This is a genomic window from Brevundimonas sp. UBA5866 (assembly GCF_002432125.1).
Lineage (GTDB): Bacteria > Pseudomonadota > Alphaproteobacteria > Caulobacterales > Caulobacteraceae > Brevundimonas.
In genome coordinates this window covers 1-25,436 of sequence record NZ_DJFS01000053.1, presented here as the reverse complement: position 1 = coordinate 25,436, position 25,436 = coordinate 1, and the positions used below count along the sequence as shown (strand labels likewise).

The following is a 25,436-nucleotide window of genomic DNA, read 5'->3' as shown; positions in this document are numbered from 1 at the left end:
TATCGAAGGGCCGTCAGGCCTCTTCCTCCATCATAGCCGCATAGGCCGGTGTCATATGCTCGACCGGTCCGTCCGCGGTACGCTCGATAAAGTGGACGGCGATGCCCATTGCCGTCGCCAATTCCGGTCCGTCCCGCGGTCCAAGAACGGTGAAGGCGGTCGCCAGTGCATCGGCCATCATGGCCGAAGCATGGAAGACCGTGACCTGCGCAAGGCCGTTGTCAAGCGGACGCCCCGTCGATCCGTCTATGGTGTGGCTATAGCGGATGCCGTTGTGACTGAAGCTGCGCCGCCAATCGCCGGATGTGGCTACAGCCAGATTGTAAAGTGCCGCCACAGTGCGCGGGGCCGGAGAGCCTTCGACGGCCTCGATCTCGACCCACCAGGGCTGGGCATCGGGCTTGACGCCGACGCCCTTCAGTTCGCCGCCGATCTCGACAAGATGGGAGGTGGCTCCCATCGCCAGCAATCGGTCTGAAACACAGTCTACGGCATGACCCTTGGCGATGCCGGAAAAGTCCAGTTTCATACCGCCCGGCTGCATGGCCGACCGGGTCTCGCGGTTCAGGCGCAGACGGTTCCAGCCGCACAGCGCACGGGCCGCCTCGATCTCGGTATCGGAAGGAACGGGCAAAAGAGCTGGACGTGGGCCGGGCGGACCGAAGCCCCACAGATCGACCAGTGCACCAAGTGTCGGGTCCACGGCACCATTCACATCGTCGGCCACATCGAGCGAGCGGGTCAGCAAGGCCCAGAACGGCTCGGACAGGGACACAAAGCCCGAAGGCGCGGCATTGAAGCGGCTGATCTCGCTGTCATCCACCCAGGGGCTGAACAGGGCGACAATCCGATCCAGTTCCTGGGGGATGGCGGCGCGGAAGGTTTCCAGATCGCTGGCGGGCGGGGCAATCAGGCGCACCTGCCAGCTGGTGCCCATGCTCTCGCCGTCCAGCGACCATATCAGGTCGCTGGGTGGACGCTCCGGCCCCCCGTCGACGCGCGGGATCAACACGCGGTTTTCGCCAAAGTCATTGGCGACAGGATCACCAATGACGATCGGCGCAGGCGTGGAGCTGGAGCGCTTCATGGTTACGGCAGGACTTCGATCGTGCCGTTGTAGGAGGCGTTGGTGCCCGGCTGGCCGTTGGCACCGGGAGTGCGGACCGACGCACCGATCCAGTGCAGACCCGAGGCGGCCCACGTCACCGTGAAGGTGCCATCGGCAGCGGTCTTGGCCGTGATCTCTTCAGGGTTCGAGCGGTAACGCAGGCCTTCGCGGGCGATAGTCACTTCTACGTCGGCTGCCGGTTGGCCGTTCAGCAGCAGTTTGAAGGACGAGGCCTCACCCTCTGCGGCATCGTTCGGGTGTGAAACCGGCACAAGTTCCAGACCCTTGCCCGTTGCAGCCAGAGCCGTCTCGTTCGGGTTGCCGAGCGTCACAAAGGTCTCGGTGCGGGTGAAGGTGCGCACCGGTTGGACATTGGTGGCGTCCGCCGGAATGCCGGTGGCGAACTCGGCTTCCGAGCCACGGAAACGCTTGCGCTCGCCGCCCTGTTCATAGGTGGCCATGAAGCCTTCGACCACATTGGCGACGCGATAGGTGCCTTCCTGCTTCAGTTCGATGTCGAACATGGAGCGGTAGCGGCCCTGGGCGCTGTTCCGGGCTTCGATCCTGGAGCCGTCCGGTGCGATGATTTCCAGACCCGACAGGCGCATGGCGGCGTGATCCGGCTGGAACACGACGTTGGACATGCCGGCGTCAAAACCGACCCAGGCGTCATTGCCCGACAGGACGGTCGAGGTCGGGGCCAGCCATGCGCGGTGGGCCTGTGCGGCCATCGGGGCGGCGAGGGCGGCGGTCAGGGCCAGAAGGGCGAGGGTCTTTTTCATCATCAGATCCTTAGCGGGTCACGGCGACGCGAACGGCGCCCAGTTCGGAAGAGCCCGAGGCATTGGCCGTGTTCGGCCCGCCCCAGCGGAAGGGGACGCGCACGACTTCACGGCCGCCCAGTTCGCGGGCCGCCTCGACAACGATGGTGTAGTTGCCCGCGGGAAGGTTGCGCAGGCGCGAGGCCGGAACCGTGACGGTATGGCGGCCCGGGGCCTTGGTCGGGCCGGACACCCCGTCAGCCGGCAGGGGCATGGCGCGGCCGCCCTTGCGCCACCAGGTACGCATGTCCTTCAGCCAGTCCTTGCCATCACCCTCGGCGTTTCGGGTCTGTTGGTACCAGACGGCCAGAGAACGGTTCATAGACTGGTCCGGATTCTCGATCCAAACCGCCACATAGGGGCGGTGATAGGACGCGCTGGCGATGCGCGGCAGATCGACTGTCACGGTCAGGTTATTGGCCAGTGCCGGAGCCGCTGCAGTCGTCAGTGCGGCAGTGGTCAGGACGAGGGGAAGCTTACGCATGGGAGGGGACTCGTCAGTGAATGAACAACAGGGCGATGATGACGGGGATCAGCAGGCCAAGTCCTACCAATGGCCATGAAGAGGGGCGGCTGCGGGCATGCAGCCAGACCAGCGCCAGACCCGTGACGGTGAAGATCACACAGGCCACGGCGAAAATATCGATGAACCAATACCAGACCAAGCCGCTGTTCCGGCCTTTGTGGAGGTCGTTGAGATAGGCAACGGGGCCGCGGGTCGTCTTTTCATAGACGGCCTCGCCGGTCGTGCGATCCAGCGTCATCCATGCGTCACCGCCGGGCATCGGCAGGGCGACATAGATTTCTTCAGCGGTCGTTTCGGTCGCCTTGCCCGCGATGTTGACGTTAAAGGCGTCCTTGGCCCAGCGGACCATTACATCGGGGGCCGGATCGGTTGTCTCGTCGGGGAAGTCGGCCAGACGCGCCACCAACGGCGCGGGCATCTCGGCGGTGGTTTCCTTCACCACGGGCTCGGCCGGAATCTGGGCGGCGTGGTTCAGGGTGATGCCGGTGATGGCGAACAGCATCATACCGACCATGCTGACGGCAGCCGAAATCCAGTGCCAGCTGTGCAATTGCTTCAGCCAGAAGGAGCGGCGCGCGTTCGGAGCCGCAGTAGTGCGGTCCGGTGCAGCGTTTACGATATCGGCATTCTTGTTCACGGCATGGCCTTGCCATAAGCTGCGAACGATTTGCAATAGTAAATTCGACCTAATCGCCGAAGTGCTGCCTGCCGTTGTGGACTACAGCCGTTTCAAAAGGTCAGCCGCATAGGATGAGAGGGTGTCATCCCGTGCCCCCATCACCAGAATCCGGTCATCGGCCTTGGCCAGCTCGACGATCCGGTCAGCGCACAGGTCGCGGGTGGCCAGCGCCTCGGCCTGGCGACCGGCTTGGCGGATGCCCTCGGCAATGTCGCCTGAAGACACCGAACGGTCGGTGGTGCCGCCGTAATAGACAGGCTCGGGCATCACCAGCACATCGTCAGGCTTCAGCAGCGTGGCGAAGGTGTCGATGAACTCCTGCCTCATCAGCTTCAGCGGGCCAAAGCCGTGCGGCTGGAACATCACCAGCAGTCGCCCGTCGAAGGCGTGCAGGGTTTTCAGCGTGGCGGAAATCTTGTCGGGGTTGTGGGCAAAGTCGTCGATGACAGTGATGCCCTTGGCCGAGGTGCCGACCGTTTCCAGACGGCGGCGGATACCCGCAAAGCTCTCCAGTGCCGTGGCCGCCTCGTCGATGCCCACGCCCAGTGCATTGGCGGCGGCGATGGCGGCGATGGCATTGGCGACATTGTGCGCACCCGGCACCTTCAGGGTGACGGTGCGGGACAGTCCGGCAGCGACCAGTTCAAAGCGGATGCCGTCGGCCAGCGGCTGGATGGCGCGGGCCGCGATGTCGGCCTCGGCCTCACCGAGGGTGAAGGTGCGGACCTTGGTCTCGCCGCTGTCCGCGAGCTGTTGGGCCAGTGCGGCGGTCTCGGTGTTGTCGAGGTTCAGCACTGCCGTATCGGCGCGGCGCACGAAGCCGCCGAACAGGTCGCGTAGCTCTTCCATCGACTTGTGGTCGAGCGAGATGTTCGACACCACGGCGACCGTCGCATTGTAGCGGGCGATGGAGCCGTCTGATTCATCGACCTCGGCGACAAAGGTGTCGTTGCCGCCGACAAGGGCTGAGGCGAAGGGCTGGTCGTCGGTGACGAAATTCTTCATCACCGCCCCGTTCACGACCGTCGGCCTATGGCCGGTCTGGTGCAGGATCCACGCGACCATGCCGGTGATGGTGGATTTGCCCGAAGTGCCCGCCACGCCGACCGAGATCGGGCTGGCGTTGAACAGCTGGCTGAGGAACTGCGGGCGGGTCAGGATGGTGGCCCCGACGCGTTTGGCTGCGGCGATATCGGGCACGGTGTCTTCGATGGCGCCCGATGCGATGACCGTCTGTTCGGCCGAGGTCACGCCTGATCCGTCCTGTGCGAACAGGCCCACGCCGTGGGCGCGCAGCCAGTCAAACTTCTCGGGCGTGCGGCCCTGATCCAGCGCGCGGTCCGATCCGCTGATGCGGTGTCCCTGCGACTGGACGATGAGGGCCAGCGGCATCATGCCCGAGCCGCCGATGCCACAGAAATAATAGTCTTTGTTCATCGGCTTGATTTTGATGCACGAAAACGGGGAATGTCAGATTGTCTGACTAGCACTTCAGACGCCCGAGGCCAGCCCCGACCAATGCATTCTCCGACTTTCCGTATCGGCGTGGTCAACGCCAGTTCCCGACTTGCCCCCGAACGCGGGCAGGCGATCAGCGACTGGGCGGCCCGCATGTGGCCCGATGGCGAGGTCGAGCTGGTGATGCATCCGTCCCTGTATGAGGTGCACGGCCATTTCGGCGGTGACGATGCAACGCGCGCGCAGGCCCTGATCGACTATGCCAATGATCCCTCGCTGGATGCGATCTGGTTCGCACGTGGGGGCTATGGCTCATGCCGGATCGCCGAGGCGGTCATTCCGCACCTGAACGACAACGCCCGCGCCAAACGCTATCTGGGCTATTCGGACGTCGGTACGCTGCTGGCGGCCTTCTACAAGCACGGTATCGGTATCGTGGCCCACGGGCCGATGGCGGCGGACGGATCGCGTAATGACGAAACAGGCCTGCGGGCTGTGAACTGGCTGCGAACGGGCGACACCACGTCCTTAGAGACCAGCCTGCTGGACGACCCGCGTCCGGCGGTGGCCTTCAACCTGACCATCCTCGATCAACTGATCGGTACGCCGGTCGAGCCGGACCTGAGCGGCCACGTCATCATGGTCGAAGAGGTGTCGGAGGCCATGTACCGGATCGACCGGATGATGTTCCACCTGACGGGGCAGGCGTCGGTGCGCCGGTGCGCGGGCATCCGCATGGGGCGTGTGTCGGATGTGACCGAGAACGATCCCGATTTCGGCATGAACGCCCAGGAGATCGCCCGCCATTGGTGCGACCGCGCGGGCATAGCCTATCTGGGCGAGGCGGATATCGGCCACGACCGGAACAACAAGGTGGTGCCTTTCGGTCCGCGCTGAACCTTAGCCCTTCAGGACGATGCCGTCAGGCCGCGCCTCGAAAGCAGAGAGGCGGCCCAGAAAGCTCATGCCCAGCAAGGGCGCAGGCAGTTCACGGTCAACCACCACAGCCTCGACGTCGTTCAGGCGTACGCCCGCGATTGATACATGGCTAAGGATGACAGGCGCAGCCCGGACCGGACCTGCGGCTGTCATCAGGGTTTGGGAAAACTCGCTGTCGTGGGGCGTGACCCCAAGCGTGCGCGCATCCTTGCGACCCAGGGTTACGAGGCTGGCACCGGTATCCACCAGCATGCGCATCTTGCGACCTTCCACGGCGGCTTCGGCCCAGTAATGACCGTCCGCAGCGCGTAAAACGGCAGGCTGCGCCATTGGCGAAGCAGGGTTGGCTGTCAGCGGGACCACCAGCACGGGATCCTGTGCCTGTTCGGCGCTATAGGCCATGCGCAAGGCCCCGACGCACCCCAGCGATGTGATGGCGGCGGCCAGAAATACAACCAGTGAACGCGAGTCGATGCGGATCATGGGGGTGACCCTGCCAGTGGGGGGTTCTTATGTTGTGAACCGACGTGGCGAACAAAAGGTTGACGCCGGATCGGCGTTACCCGCGTAGCGCCGGATCAATCCGTGAAGCTCTTGCAGGCAGAATCTTCATCAGCCGCTCGCGTTCGGGGGCGGGCAGGCGGCTCCACTCGCTGATTTCCTTGAGGGTACGGTAACAGCCCAGACACAGGCCGGATTTGCCATCCACGGTACAGACCATGATGCAGGGCGATGTTACCGGCGGCGGGGGCGAGGGGCGGCTGTCAGGCATGTGCGCCGTCAGTGTGAACTGCTTTTATGACAGCCATGCGACACATGTTCAGAGTCCAGACTATTTTTCTTGACTTTCTCAACCTTGGGTTTATATAGGCTGCATTGACACGAACTGACTTCACAGGGTGAGAGTCCCAAAAAGCAAGCGTGTCTTTCTTTCTCGTTCAACGAAAGGAAGGCGCTCAAATGAACGATAAAAACCGTAAACTTCAGCATGCCATGATGTCTTTTGCATTGTTTGGCGGCATGTTTGTAAACACCAAGCACGTCAACGGTGCCGGCGATCGCGTGATCAGCCATCCATCGAACTTCGTGCCCATCCGGATCAACAAGGCGCGCGCGTAGCCGCGAGACCGTTGATCTGGCATCCGAACCCCGGTCTTTTGGCCGGGGTTTTGTCATTTAAGGGTGGAACCCCTTGCCCCGCAGGCGCGGCTATCCCAAACCAGCGCACCAGTCGTTTTTGCGGAGAAACCAAGCGTGGCCCTGATCCAAGAACAGCGCGAAGGCGCAATCCTTATCTGGACTTTCGTACGTCCCGAGCGACTGAACGCCCTGCCGGACCTGACCGACGGGGATGAAATCGCCGCCCTGTGCGAGCGGGCCAATGCGGATCCGAGCGTCAGCTGTATCGTGCTGACCGGAGAGGGCAGGGCCTTTTCTGCCGGTGGCGACCTGAAGGCGATGAAGGAGCGACGCGATCTGTTTGCCGGATCGGGGGCGGCCATTCGCGAACGTTATCGCCGCGTCGTTCACCGTATCGTCCGCTCGCTTTATGCCCTCGAGATGCCACTGGTTACGGCGGTGAACGGTCCGGCTATGGGGCTGGGCTGCGATATCGCCGGCCTGGGCGATATCCGCATCGCTTCGGACAAGGCCAGCTTCGGCATCCCCTTCATGAAACTGGGGATCATCCCGGGTGACGGCGGTTCATGGCTGCTGCCGCGCAATGTGGGCTATAACCGCGCCGCCGAAATGCTGTTCACGGCCCGCAGCATCGATGCGCAGACCGCGGACCGTTGGGGTCTGGTCAATCGTGTTGTTCCGCACGACACCCTGATGGACGAGGCCATGACCACCGCCCGCCAGATCGCGGCCCAGCCGCCGCAGGCCCTGCGTATGGGCAAGACCCTGCTGCGTCAGGGGCGCGACACCAATTTCGATCAGATGCTGGAAATGAGCGCGGCCATGCAGGCTCTGGCCCATCTGACCGACGACCACATCGAAGGTGTCACCGCCGTTCTGGAAAAACGTCCGGGGACCTTTTCCGGGCGGTAAAGCACGCTATTGCGGGCGGGTGTCGGCGGCCTTGCGCCTTGCCGTGTCCGCCCGCAGTGCCGCATCGGCGGCTTGCCGGATCAGGTCTGCATCCAGGGTAACGGGATCGAAATCGCCGGCCAGATCCAGCCGCTCGGACAGCGCCTTGATCACCTGGCCGTTGGCATAGGAATGCGGCTCGTTGGGATCGTCTGACCGATTGCGCGCGAAACGGCTGACGATGCCGGCCCCCGTCGTGCGGGCCATAGCCAGTTCGGTCAGCTTGGCGCGGTATTCCAGTTCCCAGGGCTTCAGATCGGGAAACACGCCATAGTCGGCGAAATGCTGGGTTTCGTGGGCCAGATAGTTGATCTGGAAATTCTCGTCTTCAAGAGAGCTATAGGCGGGGACGATCGCGTAAATGCCCTCGCTTTTGGCCCATCCCCCCGTGCTGGAACGCTCGCAGGTCATGAAACCGCTCCACCCCCGACTGACGAAATCGTCCAGATAGAAGACAGTGACCTCGTGGGGGCCTTCGGGCAGCTCGACCTGATGGCGCTTTTCGGTCTGGCTCTTCCAAAGCATCAGCTCCAGCAGGCGGCCCGTGCGGCCGCCCAGCGCATAGCCGCCTTCGGACTGTATGCGCGTTATAACGGCCCGCCCCACAGCCGAGGCATCCTCGGGAGCGTCTGCCCCCAACAGATCGGAAAGGCGCTGAATGAGGGCCACCTCTATTTCCGTGCGCCTCGAAGGATCGTTCGTGGCGGCCAGCCAATAGGCGCGATATGCCGCAAGAGCCTTGTCGGCAAAGGGGGCTGTGACTGCTGCATCGAACGTATCATCTGCCGCTGCGAGCCGTGTGCTGACGCAGTCGCGCCATTGCCGATCTTTAAACGACAGTGCGTCGGGAGACAGGGATGCGAGTCCCTGACGGGCTTGTGGCCCGTCAGCCTGAAGAAGCGCCCCATTGATCGCCAGGATGGAAGCGCGCGCCTCGGCCGTGGTTTCGGCGACCGGCTGGGAACTGGCCGGCGTACTCAAGGCCCATGTGGCCAGAAATACCCCCCATAGTTTCATGGCGCGCTCTCTATGTCCTTTGTCTAGCGGCGTGAGGCGGGCTGCATGGCGCGGCTGGCGGGAACACCAGTGCTGGTCTCACGCTTTGCACCGGCGGTCTCGCCCGGCTTCATGAATTTCACCAGCACGCGCTGACCGATCAGCAGCGGGGCATCGCCGACGTCCACGACCACTTCGACCACGCGTTCATCGGTGCGTTGCGACGGATCGTCCGAGGCCAGTTTGCGGGCGCCGAAGACGGCGGCGCGGCGCAGCACCTTGCCGACATAGACCTTGGACGGATCGCTTTCCGGCGTGACCTCGACCTGCTGGTCGGTGGTCACGTTGGGGATGTCGGCCTCGACGATCTCGGCGCGGGCGATGCGCGGGGCTTCCGGCTCCAGATCGAACATGTTCGACACGTTCAGGGTCGAGGCACCGGCACCGGGATTGGCATAGCGGCGCACGATGCGACCGTTGGCGGGGGCGCGGATAACGGTCAGTTCGACGTTATAAGCCGACTGGTCACGACGGGCGCGGTTGGTTTCCACCACAGCCTGTTGCGAGGCCAGACGCGCGCGGGCGGTGGCCACGGCGTCGCGGGCCTGATCCAGACGCTGGGCGGCGACGAAGTTGGTCGCGGCCAGCTGCTCCATGCGGGCCAGCTCGCGCTCGGCGGCGCGGATATCGACCTGAATCTGGTTCAGCTGGCTTTGGGCGCTGGCCAGATCGGCGCTGGCGGTTTGCAGTTGCAGGCGCGGTTCGTCGTCTTCCTGACGGGCCAGAATCTGGCCTTCGGTGACCATGTCGCCTTCCTGCACATAGACGGCGCGGACAACGCCGCCGCGACGGGCCGCGATCTGGATGATGCCGCCCTCGACGTCGATCTTGCCGTTGGCGATGGCAGCATAGGGATTCTCGACCTTGACGGCGGCTTGTTTGGCCTCTTCGGCCTTCTTGGCCTTGGCACCGCTGAACGCCATGAAGCCGACGGCCAGAAGGACGACGAGGACCAGACCGATCCAGAGCCATTTGTTTTTCAGAAAGGCGGGCATTTGGGTTGGTTCCAGAAAGAAAATCAGTGCGAGGCCAGAGCGGCGTCAGGATTGGGTGTGCGACGCTGGTCATCGATGATGACCCCGTCTTCGATATCGATCACGCGGTCGGCCCAGGCTTCGAGGCGCGGGTCGTGGGTCACGCAGATGACGGCGGCCCCGTGTTCGGTCGCGGCGCGGCGCAGCAGGCGGATCACGATCTGGCCGTTTTCGCCGTCCAGCGCCGAGGTCGGCTCGTCCGCGAACAGGATCTGCGGGTCCTTGGCAAGGGCGCGGGCGATGGCCACGCGCTGTTTTTCACCGCCCGAAAGCGCTGCGGGGCGCAGGTTCAGGCGGTGGCCCAGACCCACTTCCTCCAGCGCCAGCTTGGCGCGGGCCTTGGCGGCGTCTGGCGACAGGCCCTGATATTTCAGGACGGTGGTCACCTGTTGCAGGGCCGTCAGCGACGGGAAGAGGTTGAAGCCCTGAAAGATGAAGCCGCAGTGCTCCAGACGGAATTTGTCGATCTGGCCGCCCGACAGCTTCCATAGGCTGGGCTTGTCCAGCGCAGCCACCGTGCCTTCATCAGGGCGCAACAGGCCCGACAGGGCGGCGATCAGCGTCGACTTGCCCGAGCCGGAGGGCCCCATGATCATGGTCAGGTCGCCGTGCTTGGCGTCGATGTCGACGTTCTTCAGCACTTCGATCATGCCGCGGCCGGACTTGTAGCGTTTGACGATGCCCTTGGCCTCGATGGCGGCGTCGCCGTGTTTTCCGTGGGATTTCGTAATCATCGCAGCAGGTCCGCCGGTTGGCTCTTCTTGAGGATGCCCATCGACAGGACGCCGGAGAGCATGGCGATACCGATGAGGAAGGCACCGACGATAAACAGCAGGACGGGGTGTAGCACGATCAGGACGGCCCCCATGCGGGCCAGAGATGACAGGCCCCAGGTCAGCAGGATGGCCGCTATGACGCCGACAATCCCGACCCAAAAGCTGAGCTCGATCACGATCAATCGCAGACTGCCCATGCCGACGCCGAGCGCCCGCAGGGAGGCGAATTCCTTGATGTTGGCCATGATGGCACCGCGCAGGGTCTGCCATGTGATGGCGACACCGATGATCAGACCCATGACCGCACAGCCTGCGACGATGATGACGAGGATACCTTCCTCGAATAGGGCTGTGGCGTTGGCGTCGGCCAGTTGCTGGCGGGTCCAGACCTTCCATTGGCCCTTGCCGAGGTCGTTCAGCTGTGCGGCGACGATGCTGGCGCGGGCCGGGTTTTTGAGTTTGACCATCAAGGGGCCGACGCGCGGTCCGGTATCGGCCTGACCCAGCATACGCAGGGTGTCGCGGCTCATGACGATGGTCGGCTGCATCATGCTGGGATAGCCACGCAGAATGCCCACAACCGTGACGGTCTTTCCGTTGTACAGAGCCTTGTCACCCAGTTTCACGCCCAGCTTGGGAAGGGTCGTCTCGTCCATCGCCACGGTAAAAGGCTGGCGCAAGGCGTCGATCAGTTCTTCGGAATAATCGATGGGGATGGTGACTGCGCCCGGTGTGGTGTCGATGATCTGGGCGGAAACCCAGTTCATCTTGGGCGCGCCCATCTTGGCGCGATCCGCCTGTGACAGGGTCGGGTCCACATCCTTGACCGACTGGAAGCTGCCACCGGCCATGTCGAAGGGTTGGACTTCCTCGACCTCGGGGTGGTTGTACACCTGCGGGATGAAGCGGCGCGGAACGCCGGACGGTCCGCCGAACAGGCTTTTCGCCCCCGGCTGCATCACGATCAGATCGGCGCTGGAACGCTCGATCTGGGCGGTGAAACCCTTGCCGATGCCCAGAAACACGCCGGTCATGGCCAGCACCAGCAGGCCGGACAGGGCAAGCGCCATGACGGCGGCCATATATCTGCGCCACTCGAACAGCAGCGTGGATAGAGCAAGGGACATTCGGTGACAGACCTCGGTAATGTGAGATGATGTCTGGAGGCTGGATGGCTTTTGGCCAAGTTAAATCGAGGTAAGGCTAGGCTTTCATCCCCAAAGCCGTTGGATAAAGGGACTTGGAGCCGGCTGCGAGGTGTGGTTCACCACCACTTACGAGTGAATTCGACACGCGACAGGGCGCTGGGCTCTGTTCCGTTCGTCTGAGGGAGCCCCTTATGTCTCTTCGCCGTAATGTTACCTTCTCGGCCTCGCTGGCCGTTCTTGGCATGGCAATGGCTATGGCCAGTGTCCCGGCGGGTGCTGCCCGCGCCGAAGAAGGTATGTGGACCTTCGACAACTTCCCGATCCAGACCGTAAACCAGACCTATGGCACCCGTATCGACCAGGCATGGCTGGACCGCGTGCGCGAGTCGGCTGTGCGCCTGCAGGGCTGCTCGGCCTCGTTCGTCTCGGGTGAGGGCCTGATCCTGACCAACCACCACTGCGTGGTGTCGTGCATCCAGGACCTGTCATCGGCTGAAAACGACTATGTGAAGAACGGCTGGGTGACGGCCAACCGCGAGGAAGAAAAGAAGTGCCCCGGCCAGACCGCCGAGGTCCTGACCGAGATCGTCGATGTGACCGACCGCGTTCTGGGGGCCGGTGCCGGACTTGAGGGCGGTGCCTTCGTCCGCGCCCGCTCGGCCGAGATCGAAAAGATCCAGAAGGAAGCCTGCGGTGACGACACCAAGCGCACCTGCCAGGTGATCAGCTTCTATCGCGGCGGCCAGTACAAGCTCTACAAGTTCAAGAAGTACGACGATGTGCGTCTGGTGTTCGCACCGGAATTCCAGGCCGCCTTCTTCGGTGGTGACCCCGATAACTTCAACTTCCCGCGCTATGCCCTGGATGCCGCCTTCCTGCGCGCCTATGAGGACGGCAAGCCGGTGTCCTCGCCGGTCCACCTGAAGTGGAACGCCGATGCGCCCAAGGAAGGCGATCCGGTTTTCGTCGCCGGTAACCCGGGCACGACCCAGCGCCTGCTGACCGTGTCGCAGCTGTCGCAGCTGCGTGACCAGCAGCTGCCGGTGACCCTGATCCAGTCGTCGGAACTGCGTGGTCGCCTGACCGAATACGCCACCACCTCGGAAGAAGCCCGCCGCGTTTCGGTGGACCCGATCTTTGGCCTCGAGAACAGCTTCAAGGTCTTCTACGGTCAGGTGGGTGCCCTGACCGATCCGAACTTCTTCGGCAAGAAGGTGGCCGAGGAAACCGAACTGCGCGAGCGCGTGGCCGCCGATCCGGCACTGGCCGAGCGCATTGGCAACCCGTGGGCCGACATGGACGCGGTTGTTGCCACCCAGCGTCGCCTCTACCTGCCGTACCGCCAGCTGGAAGCGGCTGCGGGCCAGCGTTCGTCGCTGTATTCCTATGCCCGCTCGATCGTCCGCGCCTCCAAGGAACGCGCCAAGGAAGCCGGTGAGCGCCGCGCCGGTTACTCCGACGCCGACATCGCCGCGATGGGTCGCCGCCTGTCGCAGGACGTGCCGATCGCCAACGACGTTGAGCGTATCGCCCTCAGCTTCTGGCTGACCAAGACCCGCGAATACCTGACCGCCGACCACCCGCAGGTGAAGGCCCTGATCGGTGCCGAAAACCCCGAGGAACTGGCCACCCGTCTGGTCACCGGCACGCGTCTGGCCGATCCGGCCTTCCGCGCCGAGGCCCTGAACTGGACGCCGGAACAGATCGCCGCTTCGGATGATGCCCTGCTGAAATTCGTCCTGGCCAACGATGACGCCGCACAAGCCGTCCGCGCCCAGTATGAAGCCGAGGTTTCGGCTCCGTCGGCCCGCGCCGCCGAAAAGATTGCCCAGGCCCGCTTCGCCGTTTACGGCACCAACCTGTATCCGGACGCGACCTTCTCCTTGCGTCTGTCGTACGGCTCGGTGAAGGGCTGGACCGAAGGCGACACGACCATCACCCCGTTCACCAACATCGGTGGCCTGTACGAACGCCAGACCGGCGCATCGCCCTATGATGCGTCTGAGCGTTTCATGGCCGCGCGTGACCGCGTGAACAAGAACGCCGTCTACAACTTCGTCTCGACCAACGACATCATCGGCGGCAACTCCGGCTCGCCGGTGATCAACGCCAAGGGTGAGGTGATCGGTGCCGCCTTTGACGGCAATATCCACTCGCTGGGCGGCTCGTTCGGCTATGACGGCGAACTGAACCGCACGGTGACGGTCTCGACCGCCGCCGTCACCGAGGCGCTGCGCAACGTTTACAACCAGCCGCACCTGCTGCGCGAACTGGGCGTGCGTCGCTAAGACGTCCATATAACGTCAGAATGATGCGGAGGGGGTTGCCATTGGCAGCCCCCTCTTGTCTTTTCGGCGCAATTCAGAGGGACACCCTGCCATGCGCCACCTTGCTTTCTTTGCTTCCGCTGCTGTTCTCGCCTTCGCCGCATCGGCGGCCCCGGCCTCTGCCGAGGAGGGCATGTGGACCTATGACAACTTCCCCATCGCCAAGGCCAACCAACAGTTGGGGACCCAAATCGATCAGGGCTTCCTCGACCGCCTGCGCCTGTCGTCGGTGAAGTTCGGGGGATGCTCTGCCGGTCTGATCTCGGGCGAGGGCCTGATCATGACCAACAACCACTGCGTCGCCACCTGTGTCGCCAACCTCTCGACTCCGCAGGTCCAGTATGCCGAAACCGGCTTCCTACCGCGTTCACGCGAGGAAGAGCTGAAATGCCCGGGGGCGACGGCCGAGATCCTGACCGACATTTCCGACGTGACCGAACGCGTCAACAAGGCCGCCGAGGGCCTCGAAGGCCAGGCCTTCACCCGCGCCAAGGAGGCCGAGGCCGCCCGCATCGAAAGCGAAGCCTGCGGCAACGATCCCAAGGTCCGCTGCCAGGTGGTCAGCCTTTATCGCGGCGGCCAGTTCAAGCTGTACACGTTCCGCAAATACGATGACGTGCGTCTGGCATGGGCACCGGAAGACCGCGCGGCGACCTTTGGCGGTGACCTCGATAATTTCTCCTTCCCGCGCTACGCCATCGATGCGGCCTTCGTGCGTGCCTACGAGGACGGAAAGCCGGCAGTGACGCCGATCCACTTCAAGTGGAACGCCGAGCGTCCGGTCGAAGGCACGCCCATCTTCCTGTCGGGCAATCCCGGCTCGACCCAGCGCCTGCTGACGCAGGCCCAGCTGATGACCATCCGTGACGTGGTCCTGCCGATGGACCAGCTGATCGCGTCGGAGCTGCGTGGTCGCCTGATCCGTTATTCGGAAGAGGGCGAAGAACAGGCTTTCATCGCGATGGACCCGATTGTCGGCATCGAGAACACCTACAAGCGCGGTCGTGGCCGTATGGCTGCCCTGATCGATCCGGCCTTTATGGCGGTCAAGGCCGAGGCCGAGGCCGACTTCCGTGCCCGCGCCGCCTCGCAGGAGCCGTGGGCCGCGCTGGAAGCGGTTCAGCCGATTGCCCGTGAGCTCTATGCCCCGATGGCGCTGCTGGAAGGCGGTACCGGCATGGGCACGACCTCGGTCGCCGGTGGCTCCAACCTGTTCAGCTATGCCCGCACTCTGGTCCGTGCCGCCCAGGAACGCGCCAAGCCGTCGGCAGAGCGCCTGCCGGAATATTCCGACAGCCGCCTGAGCGGCGTTCAGGCGCGTCTATTCGCCGAGCGTCCGACCTATCCGGAACTGGAGCAGATCCGTCTGGAATGGTGGATGTCCAAGACCCGCGAATGGCTGACGGTGGACAGCCCCTACATGGCGGCCCTGCTGGGCAAGGAAAGCCCCGAAGGTCTGTCGGCCCGTCTGGTCGAAGGCTCCAAGCTGGCCGATCCGGCTGTGCGCCGCGCCCTGTGGGAAGGCGGTCTTGAAGCCATCATGGCGTCGGACGATCCGATGATCCAGTACGCCCTGCGTGTCGATGCCGACGCCCGCGCCATCCGCACCGACTGGGAAAACCGCGTGCAGGCCCCGACCGATAAGGCCTCCGAGCAGCTGGCGAATGCCCGCTTCGCCGTCTATGGCGACGCCGTTTATCCGGACGCCACCGGCACCCTGCGCCTGACCTATGGCAAGATCGAGGGCTCGGATGTTCCGGGCCAGCGCTTCGGAGCCTTCACCACCTTCTCGGGCCTCTGGGATCGTGCGACGGGGGCCGAGCCTTTCGTCACCACCCCGCGCCTGCAAGCCGCCAAGGACCGGATCGATCCGAACGCGGTCATGAACATGGCGGTTTCGACTGACACCATCGGCGGCTCGTCGGGCTCGCCGGTGCTGAATGCCAAGGGCGAGATTATCGGGGCGAACTTCGACTCCACCGTCCTGACCCAGCGCAACGCCTATGGCTATGACCGCAATACCAACCGCAGTGTCATCGTGACCACCCAGGCCGTCACCGTGGCCCTGCGCGACGTGTACCAGATGGACCATCTGCTGCGCGAACTGGGTGTGCGCCAAGGGAGATAGGGTTGCAGGCGTTGAGTTTCCGTCGGGCTGAACGGGCCGACATTGCCGTACTGCATGGTCTGGTCGAGAGCGCCTATCGCGGTGCCTCGGCCAGGTCCGGCTGGACCCATGAAGCCGATCTGCTGGACGGTCAGAGGACCGACAGGGAAGAACTTGAGGCCATTGTCGCCGATCCGGCGCGACAGCTTTTGCTGGCCCATGCCGGTGATGAGCTGGTCGGCTGTGTATGCATCGAAAAGAAGAACGACGAACGGGCCTATCTGGGCATGCTGACGGTTGATCCCGAAAAGCAGTCCGGGGGGCTTGGCAAACAGCTGATCGCCGCAGCCGAACTGGCGGCCCGCGAGCGGTTTGGAGCCGCAGTCATGGAGATGACCGTCATCGCCCAGCGGCCCGAACTGATCGCCTATTATGAGCGTCGGGGTTATAGCCAGACGTCCGAGACACGGCCCTTCCCGATGGATGATCCGCGCTTCGGTCTGCCCAAGCGGAACGATCTCTACTTTGTGGTCATGGAAAAGGCGCTGGCATAAGCCAGCGCCTTGATCATTTCAGCGAATGAAGCGGGACCCTCAGAGGTCCTGCATCTGCTTCTTGGCGGCAGCGAAATACTGCCAGCCGGTCCAGATGGTGGCGATGGCGGCCAGCCAGATCAGGATGTCGGCGAACAGCTGGAAATGGGCCAGATAGTCGAAGGGCAGGCCGAAACCGTCCCAGTTGCGCGCGAACAGCTGGCATCCCAGAGCCACCATCTGCAGCGTCGTCTTCCACTTGGCGGCCAGCGTGACCGGCAGGGTGATACGCCCCGCCATCGTCTCGCGCAGGGCCGAAACCGCGAACTCGCGGAACAGGATCAGGCCGCAGGGAATGATGATCTGCTGCACCGTGCCCGAGGTCAGGACGCCGAGGATGGCACCGGTCACAAGGATCTTGTCGGCGATCGGATCGAGGATGGCCCCCCAGCGGGTGGTCGCATTCCATTTGCGGGCCAGATAGCCGTCGATCCAGTCGGTCGATGCCGCGATGACGAAAATCCAGAAGCCGATGCGGTACATGGCGAACTGGTCGTCAGGGCTGAGCATGGCCGAAACGAGCGGCCAGCCGCTGGTCGCGCCAGCCAGCAGGATGAACATCACGACGCCGGCAGCCAGACGGATGCCGGTCAGGATGTTGGGTATCGGGTTAGGCTTGTGGGCAGTCGCCATGAGGTATTCCGTCTATGAACCGCTTGGTGTGCCATGCTTTGCGGGCAGAAGCGAGGCCGTGCCGTTTTCGACGACACGGCCCTTGGCTCAGTCCTGGGCCAGCGGCTCGAAACGCTCGCCGTCACCGGCGCGGGTCAGCACGCCGTCAGCAATACCGAAATGCAGGCCGACCAGCTTCAGTTCACCCGCAGTTTCACGCTCGGCGATCCACGGGAAGGTGCGCAGGTTTTCCAGCGACAGTTTGACGATGGCTTCCTCTGCCACGCGCTCGACCTGATCGGCGGGATATTCCTCGCAGACGCGTTTCACGGTCGGCACGCCTTGCTCGACCCACGGCAGGATGAAGTCGCGACAGCTGTCGGGCGCGCCGTTGATCATGGCATTCACGCCGCCACAGCCCGCGTGGCCCATGACCACGATCTGTTTGACGCCCAGAACCTTGACCCCGAACTCCAGCGCGGCCGAGACGCCGTGCAGCTTGCCGTCAGGCTCGTAGGGCGGAACCAGGTTGGCGACGTTGCGCACGACGAAAAGTTCGCCGGGTGCCGTGTCGAAAATCAGCGCGGGATCGGCACGACTGTCTGAGCAGGCAACGATGAGGGTGTGCGGCTTCTGGCCCTTCTCGGCCAGTTGCTCGTACTCAGCTCTCTTGGAGGGCCAGCGGTCCTCACGGAAGCGACGGTAACCTTGGGTGAGCTTGGTAATCATGAAGCGGTTCCTTGCACCCGTGCGCGCTGCACTTCAACCCGCCCTTCGTCGTTTTCTTAGCGATGGAAGAAGGCATGGATGCGCTCGGCCAGAGCCTGACTGACGCCATCCACCTTCACCAGATCGGCAACGGAGGCGCGTGATACGCCTTTGGCCGAGCCGAAGGCGTGGAGCAGCGCCTTCTTGCGACCCGGCCCGACGCCGTCGATCTCGTCGAGCGGATTTTTCTTGATGTCCATGCTGCGGCGCTTGGCGTGCGCGCCATTGGCAAAGCGGTGGGCCTCGTCGCGCAGGCGCTGGATGTAATAAAGGGCAGGGGACTTGAGCGGCAGCATGAAGGGCGGCTTGCCCCGCATGAAGAAATGCTCCTTGCCCGCGTCGCGGTCCGGCCCCTTGGCCACGCCGACGGCGGTGATGTCCGACAGGCCGTATTCGTCCAGCATGGCCAGAACCTCGGCCAGCTGGCCCGCGCCCCCGTCGATCAGAAGCAGGTCGGGACGCTCGGTCTCCTCGCCCGCTTCTTCTTCCTTCACTAGACGGCCAAAGCGGCGGCGCATCACCTCGCGCATCATGCCGTAGTCATCGCCGGGGGTGAGGTCTTCGCCGCGAATGTTGAACTTGCGGTACTGGTTCTTGCGGAAGCCTTCCGGCCCTGCCACCACCATGCCGCCTACGGCATTGGTGCCTTGAATGTGGGCGTTGTCGTAGATCTCGATCCGCTCCGGGCGGCTCTCAAGTCCGAATGCCTCGCAGACCTCGTCGAGGATTTTCGACTGGGCCGAGTTCTCGGCCAGCTTACGGCCCAAAGCCTCGCGGGCATTGGTCAGGGCGTGGTCGATCAGGCTCTTCTTGTTTCCGCGCTTGGGCTGGCTGATCTCGACCTTGTGCTCGGCCTTCATGGCGAAGGCCTCTTCCAGCAGTTCCAGCTCCAAAGGGCGGATGTTCGACAGGATCAGGCGCGGTACCGGCTTGTCCTCATAGAACTGGGCCAGAAACGCCGACAGGACGGTGCCCTCATCGTCGCTGCGGTCCACGCGCGGGAAATAGGCACGCCCGCCCCAGTTCTGGCCCGCGCGGTAAAAGAAGACCTGCACACAGGCCTGACCGCCATCCAGATGCACGGCAAAGACGTCGGCCTCGGCCACACCGTCGGCGTTGACGGATGTTTCCATGGCGATGGTGGACAGGGCGCGGATACGGTCGCGCACGCGCGCGGCGTGTTCGAACTCCATGGCATCCGACGCCGCCTGCATTTCTTGGGACAGGCGGTTGATGACCGCCCGCGACTTGCCGCGCAGAAAGGCCTCGGCCTCGTTGACCAGTTCGCCATAATCCTCAAGGCTGATCTCGCCGGTGCAGGGGGCCGAGCAGCGCTTGATCTGATAGAGCATGCACGGGCGGGTGCGGCTCTCGTACACGCTGTCGGTACAGTTCCTGAGCAGGAAGGCCTTCTGCAGGGTGTTCAGCGTGTTGTTGACTGCCCATGTCGAGGCGAAGGGGCCGAAATAGTCGCCCGGAATCGTGTGCGCGCCGCGATGCTTTCGGACCTGAGGCGCGCGGTGGTCGCGCCGGATCATCAGCTCGGCGAATGACTTGTCGTCGCGCAGCAGGACGTTGAAGCGCGGCTTCAGCTTCTTGATATAGCTGGCTTCCAGCAGCAGGGCTTCGGTCTCGGACGCCGTGACGACCAGCTGCATGGAGCGGGTCAGGCTGACCATCAGGCCGATTCGCTGGGTGTGGAAACGGCCCTGTGCGTATTGGATGACGCGCTTCTTCAGCGACTTGGCCTTGCCGACATAGAGGCACGACCCGTCCTCGCCATACATGCGATAAACGCCCGGTTTGTCCGGTGCGCGGCTGGCCTCGTCGGCGATCAGCGCGGCGGCCTGTAGGGGGATGGGGGCGTCGGTCGTCTCGGTCATCCCCTCTGATATAGGCTCAGCCGCGGCGGACCAGAAGCGCCCCGCCCACAATCAGCGCGATTCCGCCCAAACGGGCCAGGCTGACCGGCTGGGTCGGGGTGCCCAGTGCGCCATAGTGATCGAGGATGACCCCCAGAATCAGCTGACCGGCGACAACCAGTGTCATGGTGGTCGCGACACCCAGCTTTGGGATGCCCCAGGCGATGCTGGTCACGAACAGGCACCCGTAAAGGCCGCCGATCCAGCCCCACCACGGGATGCTGCGCACCGCCTGTCCCTCGGGTTTGACTTGCAGGATCAGGGCGATGACCCCCAGCGCCATAGTGCCGATGATGAAGGAGAAGAAGGCCCCGTTGATGACCGAGCCCATGCCTTGTGACAGGCGGGCGTTGCTGGGCCCCTGAATCGCGGTGAGTGCTCCGGCGACGAGCAAAAGGGCCATTGCGATATAGGTGCCGTTCATCTGGATCTTACCAGTCAGGAGAAGGCGGGGCGTATCCCATGAACTCAGCGATACGCGCACGGGTGGCTTTAGTCGTATCGGGAGGCAGATCATCCGGTGCGAACCAGCCGATCTCGGCGATTTCCCCGTGGCTGGTGCGGTCGCCCGTGTCGAAACTGTCTATATGGAAAACCGCCACATGGTCGCCGGGGAAGAAGCGCTCGTTCGAATGGATCGACTGGAGACGCGGAGAGCCCGTGGCGATCAGTCCGGCCTCCTCACGCAGTTCGCGCACCACGGCAGCGTGCGTGGTCTCGCTCCTGTCCACGCCCCCGCCGGGCAGCCACCAGCCATTCAGATAGGTGTGTTTCACCAGCAGGATACGGCCTTCATCATCGGTCGCAATCGCCCGTACGCCCAAAGTCATGCCACGGCTCAAGCGTGACCAGATGAAGAAAAGGGGACGGGTAAAGGGTTCGATGCGGGTGCGCCAGGTGGTCATGGAATGACGATAGGCCTGACAGTGGTGGCTTGAACAGTGGTCGGTGTGCCTCTATTCGGGGGAGAAACAGGGAGAACTCCAATGGTCGCCATCGCCACCATCTTTGCTTTCATCGCCGTCATCGCCGCTGTGAACTTCTACGAGTTCGGCCGCATTGACTGATATCGGCTCGGGGGCCGGTGTTGCCGACTGGCGCACCGCCCCGGATCAGGTGCGGGTTTTCCTCAGGGATGTGGTCGTTGACCTCAGTGTCGGACTGCATCCGTGGGAGCGCCATCCAGAGCGCCCGACGCGACTTGTGATCAATGTCGAGATGTTCGCCGACTGGCCTTTGCCGGACGGTGGCTTCATCAACTATGACCATGTGCGTAACCGCATTCTCGGCTGGGCCGGACGGCCCCATGTCGAGCTTCTGGAAACCCTGGCCGAAGAAGTGGTCTCGGCCTGTTTTGAACTGCCGCAGGTACAGGCCTGCCGTGTTCAGGTCGCCAAGCCGCAGGTCTTTAACGAAGCGGCCGGTGCGGGCGTCGAACTGTTCCGCCGCAGGCCCCTGTCATGACTGGCAAGGTCCTCCTGATCACCGGGGCGGCCCGCCGCGTGGGGGGGATGCTGGCACAGGGCTTGGCTGCCGACGGGTGGACGGTCGCGCTTCATCACCGCAGCGGAGCCGACGACGCCGAGCGCATCGCCGCCGGGATCGTGGCCAAGGGCGGTAAAGCCTCGACATTTTACGCCGACCTATCCGATGAGCTGAGCCGTGGCGCTCTGGTCGATGCTGTGGTGTCGCGGTTTGGGCGTATCGATGCCCTGATCAACAATGCATCCCTGTTCGAGTACGACACGCTCGACAGCTTGGAGCCGGAGCGCTGGAACGCGCATCTGGCGGCCAATCTGACGGCTCCGGTCTTCCTGATCCGCGATTTTGCGCGTGCCGTGGAAAAGGCGGGCAGCGAGGGGGTCGTGGTCAATGTGCTGGACCACAAGCTGGTCGCGGCCAATCCGGATTTCCTGTCCTATACGGCGGGTAAGGCCGGTCTGGGGGCGCTGACGGCGTCGCTGGCGCTGGGGCTGGCCCCGCACATTCGGATAAATGCGGTGTCGCCGGGTCTGATCCTGCGCAGCGGTGACCAGACCGAGGAAGAATATGAAAAGGCGTGGTCCGATACGCCGCTGGGCCGCGGGACGAGCCTTGACGATATGCTGGCCACGGTGCGGTTCCTGCTGACGACCAAAGGCATCACGGGGCAGGTCATTACCGTCGATGGGGGCGAACATCTGCGCCCGCGCGGTCGGGATGTGGCCTTTGATCCGGCGCTGAAAGGCTGAAAGTCGGACTTTACTTCGCTTTTCGTACAGTGTTGATGCGCGATCCCCTGTTAGCGCCTATATGGGCCGCTGCCCCTATCGTTGATTGAAGTCCTGAATGCCTGCTGTCCGTTTCACCCGCCGCTTTTCGATGGCGCACCGGCTGATTGCCGATGCGGCGTCCAAGTGTGCCGTGCCGCACGGGCATAATGAGTTCGTGTCGGTGACGCTGGAGCCGCTGGCCGAGATCGACTTTGGCAACGCCAACTATGCCGCCAGCTTCGAGCGACTGAAGACCCGCTGGCATGGCTTTGTGGATCGCAGTCTGGATCACGCCTTCCAGTTGAACAGCACCGATCCGCTGCTGGCCTATTTCAAAGAGCATGAGCCGCAGCGCCTGAAACAGGTGCTGGTGGTGGATGGCGATCCGACGACCGAGGCCCTGGTCATCGCCCTGTGGCGCAAGCTAGAAGCCATCATCGCCGCCGAAGGCCTGCCGTTCCGTCTGGCCGAACTGGCCATCGAGGAAACGCCGACCAATACGGTGCTGGCGCGCGGCCTGACCGAGGCCGAGCGCGCGTGGCCCGTGGCCGGATGGTGCGACCGTGCCGATAACAGCATCAATGATATTCTGCCGCCGGAGACATGGGCATGACGGTTTCGGTTCTGCCGCTGTCGGAGGCGCTGCCGCGTCGCCTCGGTATGACGGTGCATGTGCGCGGACTGGAAGTTCAGGCTGGCATCGGCGTGTACGATCATGAAAAGGGTCGTTTGCAGACGCTGGTCGTGGACGTTGAGCTGGATCTCGGGGCTGCGCCCGTGCGCGAGCTGACCGATACGCTGGACTATGATGGCGTCGCGCGCATTGTGCGCTCGCTGGCCGATGGCGAACATATCGAACTGGTCGAGACTTTTGCCGAGCGGATCGCGCTGGGCTGTATGGCTGACGAGCGTGTGCTGGCGGTGCGGGTCAAGGTGGACAAGCCGGGCGCCATTCCGGGCGCGGCGGCGGCAGGTTGTGCGGTTTCCTACGCGCGGTGATTGCCTGTAAGACTGGTGGCGGGCATTGTGCGTACAGGCTGTCCTTTTGAGCAGTCCGGGAGTTTTACATGTCGATCAGGCGCGAGATGAGTGAGTTTAGCCGTCGTGGGCCGATCGTGGACCGTATCGGGCTGTCCGCGACCTATGCGCTGATCCTGCTGACCGTGCCGACTTTCGGGGTGGCGGCGGTGATCGGTCTTGCTGCGGTGCTGTGGGGCGAGCCGGCGAAAGACGATATGGCGCGCAATCACCGCGAGTTTCAGAAGCGGACGCTGCTGGCTGCGCTGGTGACCATCGTGGTCGGGGCCATGCTGGTCATCGTTAACGTCGGTGTCTTTGTGCTGTTTATCGGTCTGATTTGGACGCTGGTGCGGGGCATGCGGGGGCTGAGGGCGCTGCAGCACGGGCGTTTGATCGATAATCCACAGAGCTGGCTTTAAAATTCGGAACGGTGTTCGTCCTCGGGGACTTAAGGTTTCCGTAACTGAGTGCCGAGGTACCGATGGATTTGCGCGACGTCGCCGATAACCAGAGATACGAGCAGGGCTTCGTCGATGCCGATGGCGAGCTACGCGTTGTTTTTGCCGATTATGCCGTGAGGGGCAGGACGCGGATCCTGCTGCACGTCGAGGCCGATCCGGCGCTGAGGGGCACCGGGGCGGCGGGGCAGTTCATGCAGGCTCTGTCCGAACATGCGCGGCATGAAGGGCTGAAGCTGTCGCCGCACTGCGGCTATGCGCGGGCGTGGCTGTCGCGGCACCCGCAGTACCGCGACGTCGTGGAATACTGAGCGTCGGGACGCGCCTCAGGTCGAGGCGCGGTGGACGATGTGTTTGATCGTCTCGGCCTTGGACGGGAGGTCCTCGGACAGACGGCTGGCAATCTCGCGCGCGCCGACGGGGTAGGCGTCGCCGCCCTCGGCGATTTCGCGGGCCATATTTGCGGCCTTGATCAAGGTCTGCTCAAGGGCTTCCACCTGTTCCAGAGCCAGGGCGCGGGCCTCGGCCTGAAGGCGTTTGACGCGCTCGGCTGTCGATTCCGGCTTGCGCATGAGATCGTAAACCTCGGACTCTGGCGAGGAAACGAGGCGCAGATTGGCCCGGTCGGGGTCTTTAATCGGTTCAGACATGGCAGTTTCCCTTCGCTACGGGGCCGCATTTCAGAATGCGGTGTAGCTGAGGGGTTAACTGCGGTTAAGAAGTGCCGGTTCCCTATGGTTACGCTTTGATACGGCTATGCCGCAAGTTTGGCGAAACAGTGTTGCATTTGAGTCTCTAGTCGTTGGCGCGGGGTCTGCCCTTGCGATCCGTGCGCGGGGGGACCGGGCCGTAGCCCTTGATGGCGGCGACCTCGAACAGGAGCTCGACACGGCGGAAGAGCTCGCGGCGCATGCGGCGTTCCTCGGCGGGGGAGATGTAGTCGGGGTGGGTAGGGTCTTCGTGCGGGGCGAGGACCTTTGGCGGTTTTTTGGGCTTGGGGCGGGTCATGGGCGGTTCCGTTTTAAAGGGCTGATGTGCGACCCCCACCCTGCCCTCCCCCAACAGGGGAGGGTTCCGGTTGCGGGCCATCGAGAAACAGGCACGACAAAAGCCACAGCGCCCGTGGGGCGTGTGGTTGGAGGGCAGGCGGGGCGCGCGGGCTTTGCCCGGCGTAAGGTTCAGGTTCCGTTTCGGCAAAGGCACGCGCCCCGCGTGGGTGGTTATTCACCAGCATCCGGCCGCGTCGGGTCGAAAAGGCGGAGCCTTTTGACCGCGGCCAAACTTAACTGAGGCAGGCACCGCTGTTGGCGGTTACTCCCAGTGCCGGTGGCGGGCAGCGGACACCTGCGGCGTCCTGCTGGCACGGTCCGAGTTTCCACCTCAACCCTTGCCGGAGTTCTAGCCCCAACCTTGATGCAGCCCACGCCCTTCAAGAGGCGAGGGTGGCGGCTGGGCCGCCCAGCCCGCGTCGGGTCGAAAAGGCGGAGCCTTTTGACCGCGGGCCACTAAGAATGTGTCGGGATACACGCGCGATTGCGCGGCTTCATCCAACACACCTCGGTGGCCGTTTGGTCGAAGGTTCTTTGTTCTCTCGCCGTGCGGTTCAAGACTAAGGCTTTATCGCAAACTCCATCGGCTCCGTTCGTTCCGGCGGGGGTTGGTCCCCTTGTGGGGGCAAGTCTCAGCCGGAGGGGCGGACCCCGCTCCATCCACTCCCGTCACCGCAGGTCCGCAGGCCTTA

General features: G+C 63.7%; 30 protein-coding genes. 12 read left to right on the top strand and 18 right to left on the bottom strand.

The features are described from left to right. Window positions 1-13: 13 nt before the first annotated feature. The 5 genes from B3H86_RS06125 to B3H86_RS06105 all read right to left on the bottom strand — a co-directional run bounded on the left by B3H86_RS06125 (window position 14) and on the right by B3H86_RS06105 (window position 4,571). Window positions 14-1,087 (bottom strand): FAD:protein FMN transferase, encoded by a 1,074-nt coding sequence (locus tag B3H86_RS06125; RefSeq protein WP_292052030.1) that lies wholly within the window; start codon window positions 1,085-1,087, stop codon window positions 14-16. A gap of 2 nt (window positions 1,088-1,089) precedes the next feature. After that, a complete protein-coding gene (locus B3H86_RS06120) occupies window positions 1,090-1,890 on the bottom strand; it encodes a DUF4198 domain-containing protein (protein ID WP_292052028.1) in 801 nt (266 codons plus the stop codon). A gap of 10 nt (window positions 1,891-1,900) precedes the next feature. Further along, window positions 1,901-2,413 (bottom strand): DUF2271 domain-containing protein, encoded by a 513-nt coding sequence (locus B3H86_RS06115; protein WP_292052026.1) that lies wholly within the window; start codon window positions 2,411-2,413, stop codon window positions 1,901-1,903. A gap of 13 nt (window positions 2,414-2,426) precedes the next feature. Then, the gene (locus B3H86_RS06110; protein WP_292052024.1) at window positions 2,427-3,092 is read right to left on the bottom strand and encodes a PepSY-associated TM helix domain-containing protein; all 666 of its coding nucleotides are present in this window, start codon (window positions 3,090-3,092) and stop codon (window positions 2,427-2,429) included. Between the two features lie 81 nt (window positions 3,093-3,173). Beyond that, entirely contained in the window at window positions 3,174-4,571 is a 1,398-nt protein-coding gene (locus B3H86_RS06105) for a glutamate ligase domain-containing protein (protein WP_292052021.1), read from the bottom strand. An 81-nt stretch (window positions 4,572-4,652) separates the two neighbouring features. Here B3H86_RS06105 and B3H86_RS06100 point away from each other — a divergent pair, with 81 nt between their 5' ends. Then, window positions 4,653-5,489, top strand: coding sequence for an LD-carboxypeptidase (locus B3H86_RS06100; protein ID WP_292052020.1), 837 nt, complete (start codon window positions 4,653-4,655; stop codon window positions 5,487-5,489). 3 nt (window positions 5,490-5,492) lie between these two features. Here the strand turns inward: B3H86_RS06100 and B3H86_RS06095 are convergent, their stop codons facing one another. Together B3H86_RS06095 and B3H86_RS06090 are read right to left on the bottom strand one after the other, a co-directional pair. Further along, complete coding sequence (locus B3H86_RS06095; protein WP_292052018.1) at window positions 5,493-6,014, bottom strand: retropepsin-like aspartic protease family protein; 522 nt, start codon at window positions 6,012-6,014, stop codon at window positions 5,493-5,495. 76 nt (window positions 6,015-6,090) lie between these two features. Then, window positions 6,091-6,303, bottom strand: a complete 213-nt coding sequence (locus B3H86_RS06090) for a DUF1289 domain-containing protein (protein ID WP_292052016.1) — start codon at window positions 6,301-6,303, stop codon at window positions 6,091-6,093. Window positions 6,304-6,491: 188 nt separating this feature from the next. Here B3H86_RS06090 and B3H86_RS06085 point away from each other — a divergent pair, with 188 nt between their 5' ends. Continuing rightward, complete coding sequence (locus B3H86_RS06085) at window positions 6,492-6,650, top strand: hypothetical protein (RefSeq protein ID WP_242914469.1); 159 nt, start codon at window positions 6,492-6,494, stop codon at window positions 6,648-6,650. Between the two features lie 135 nt (window positions 6,651-6,785). Further along, window positions 6,786-7,583 carry a crotonase/enoyl-CoA hydratase family protein gene (locus tag B3H86_RS06080; RefSeq protein WP_292052013.1) on the top strand — a complete coding sequence of 266 codons (798 nt, stop codon included), beginning with the start codon at window positions 6,786-6,788 and terminating at the stop codon, window positions 7,581-7,583. Between the two features lie 6 nt (window positions 7,584-7,589). Here the strand turns inward: B3H86_RS06080 and B3H86_RS06075 are convergent, their stop codons facing one another. The 4 genes from B3H86_RS06075 to B3H86_RS06060 are packed head-to-tail and all read right to left on the bottom strand — an operon-like array spanning window position 7,590 to window position 11,615. Further along, window positions 7,590-8,639 (bottom strand): hypothetical protein, encoded by a 1,050-nt coding sequence (locus B3H86_RS06075; RefSeq protein ID WP_292052011.1) that lies wholly within the window; start codon window positions 8,637-8,639, stop codon window positions 7,590-7,592. 23 nt (window positions 8,640-8,662) lie between these two features. After that, a complete protein-coding gene (locus tag B3H86_RS06070; protein WP_292052008.1) occupies window positions 8,663-9,673 on the bottom strand; it encodes an HlyD family secretion protein in 1,011 nt (336 codons plus the stop codon). A gap of 23 nt (window positions 9,674-9,696) precedes the next feature. Then, the gene (locus B3H86_RS06065) at window positions 9,697-10,446 is read right to left on the bottom strand and encodes an ABC transporter ATP-binding protein (RefSeq protein ID WP_292052006.1); all 750 of its coding nucleotides are present in this window, start codon (window positions 10,444-10,446) and stop codon (window positions 9,697-9,699) included. Next, window positions 10,443-11,615 (bottom strand): ABC transporter permease, encoded by a 1,173-nt coding sequence (locus B3H86_RS06060; RefSeq protein ID WP_292052004.1) that lies wholly within the window; start codon window positions 11,613-11,615, stop codon window positions 10,443-10,445. The genes B3H86_RS06065 and B3H86_RS06060 overlap by 4 nt, the downstream gene beginning before the upstream one ends. A 212-nt stretch (window positions 11,616-11,827) precedes the next feature. On the opposite strand from B3H86_RS06060, the gene B3H86_RS06055 reads away from it, so the two are divergent. The 3 genes from B3H86_RS06055 to B3H86_RS06045 all read left to right on the top strand — a co-directional run bounded on the left by B3H86_RS06055 (window position 11,828) and on the right by B3H86_RS06045 (window position 16,624). Next, on the top strand, window positions 11,828-13,924 hold the full coding sequence (locus B3H86_RS06055; protein WP_292052001.1) for a S46 family peptidase: 2,097 nt from the start codon (window positions 11,828-11,830) through the stop codon (window positions 13,922-13,924). Window positions 13,925-14,015: 91 nt separating this feature from the next. Continuing rightward, window positions 14,016-16,091 (top strand): S46 family peptidase, encoded by a 2,076-nt coding sequence (locus B3H86_RS06050; protein ID WP_292052000.1) that lies wholly within the window; start codon window positions 14,016-14,018, stop codon window positions 16,089-16,091. 11 nt (window positions 16,092-16,102) lie between these two features. After that, entirely contained in the window at window positions 16,103-16,624 is a 522-nt protein-coding gene (locus B3H86_RS06045) for a GNAT family N-acetyltransferase (RefSeq protein WP_312821112.1), read from the top strand. A gap of 39 nt (window positions 16,625-16,663) precedes the next feature. On the opposite strand, the gene pgsA is transcribed toward B3H86_RS06045, so the two are convergent. From pgsA to B3H86_RS06020, 5 genes are all read right to left on the bottom strand, one after another. Next, window positions 16,664-17,296, bottom strand: a complete 633-nt coding sequence (gene pgsA / locus B3H86_RS06040; protein ID WP_292051995.1) for a CDP-diacylglycerol--glycerol-3-phosphate 3-phosphatidyltransferase — start codon at window positions 17,294-17,296, stop codon at window positions 16,664-16,666. An 87-nt stretch (window positions 17,297-17,383) separates the two neighbouring features. Then, complete coding sequence (locus tag B3H86_RS06035) at window positions 17,384-18,004, bottom strand: carbonic anhydrase (protein WP_292051993.1); 621 nt, start codon at window positions 18,002-18,004, stop codon at window positions 17,384-17,386. A 56-nt stretch (window positions 18,005-18,060) separates the two neighbouring features. Continuing rightward, a complete protein-coding gene (gene uvrC, locus B3H86_RS06030; protein WP_292051990.1) occupies window positions 18,061-19,926 on the bottom strand; it encodes an excinuclease ABC subunit UvrC in 1,866 nt (621 codons plus the stop codon). A gap of 16 nt (window positions 19,927-19,942) precedes the next feature. Then, window positions 19,943-20,389, bottom strand: a complete 447-nt coding sequence (locus B3H86_RS06025; RefSeq protein ID WP_292051988.1) for a DMT family transporter — start codon at window positions 20,387-20,389, stop codon at window positions 19,943-19,945. 7 nt (window positions 20,390-20,396) lie between these two features. Further along, the gene (locus B3H86_RS06020; protein WP_292051986.1) at window positions 20,397-20,870 is read right to left on the bottom strand and encodes an NUDIX domain-containing protein; all 474 of its coding nucleotides are present in this window, start codon (window positions 20,868-20,870) and stop codon (window positions 20,397-20,399) included. 154 nt (window positions 20,871-21,024) lie between these two features. Here B3H86_RS06020 and B3H86_RS06015 point away from each other — a divergent pair, with 154 nt between their 5' ends. From B3H86_RS06015 to B3H86_RS05990, 6 genes are all read left to right on the top strand, one after another. Further along, the gene (locus B3H86_RS06015; protein ID WP_292051984.1) at window positions 21,025-21,429 is read left to right on the top strand and encodes a dihydroneopterin aldolase; all 405 of its coding nucleotides are present in this window, start codon (window positions 21,025-21,027) and stop codon (window positions 21,427-21,429) included. Then, entirely contained in the window at window positions 21,426-22,196 is a 771-nt protein-coding gene (locus B3H86_RS06010; protein ID WP_292051982.1) for an SDR family oxidoreductase, read from the top strand. Before B3H86_RS06015 ends, B3H86_RS06010 begins: the two co-directional genes overlap by 4 nt. A 97-nt stretch (window positions 22,197-22,293) precedes the next feature. Then, window positions 22,294-22,830, top strand: a complete 537-nt coding sequence (locus tag B3H86_RS06005) for a 6-pyruvoyl trahydropterin synthase family protein (protein ID WP_292051980.1) — start codon at window positions 22,294-22,296, stop codon at window positions 22,828-22,830. Next, window positions 22,827-23,216 carry a dihydroneopterin aldolase gene (gene folB, locus B3H86_RS06000; RefSeq protein ID WP_292051978.1) on the top strand — a complete coding sequence of 130 codons (390 nt, stop codon included), beginning with the start codon at window positions 22,827-22,829 and terminating at the stop codon, window positions 23,214-23,216. Before B3H86_RS06005 ends, folB begins: the two co-directional genes overlap by 4 nt. Before the next feature lie 68 nt (window positions 23,217-23,284). Next, entirely contained in the window at window positions 23,285-23,656 is a 372-nt protein-coding gene (locus tag B3H86_RS05995) for a serine/threonine protein kinase (RefSeq protein WP_292051976.1), read from the top strand. A gap of 62 nt (window positions 23,657-23,718) precedes the next feature. After that, on the top strand, window positions 23,719-24,006 hold the full coding sequence (locus tag B3H86_RS05990; protein WP_292051974.1) for a GNAT family N-acetyltransferase: 288 nt from the start codon (window positions 23,719-23,721) through the stop codon (window positions 24,004-24,006). 15 nt (window positions 24,007-24,021) lie between these two features. Here the strand turns inward: B3H86_RS05990 and B3H86_RS05985 are convergent, their stop codons facing one another. Together B3H86_RS05985 and B3H86_RS05980 are read right to left on the bottom strand one after the other, a co-directional pair. Next, window positions 24,022-24,345 (bottom strand): hypothetical protein, encoded by a 324-nt coding sequence (locus B3H86_RS05985; protein WP_292051972.1) that lies wholly within the window; start codon window positions 24,343-24,345, stop codon window positions 24,022-24,024. A 145-nt stretch (window positions 24,346-24,490) separates the two neighbouring features. Beyond that, window positions 24,491-24,703 carry a hypothetical protein gene (locus B3H86_RS05980; protein WP_292051971.1) on the bottom strand — a complete coding sequence of 71 codons (213 nt, stop codon included), beginning with the start codon at window positions 24,701-24,703 and terminating at the stop codon, window positions 24,491-24,493. Window positions 24,704-25,436 lie beyond the last annotated feature (733 nt).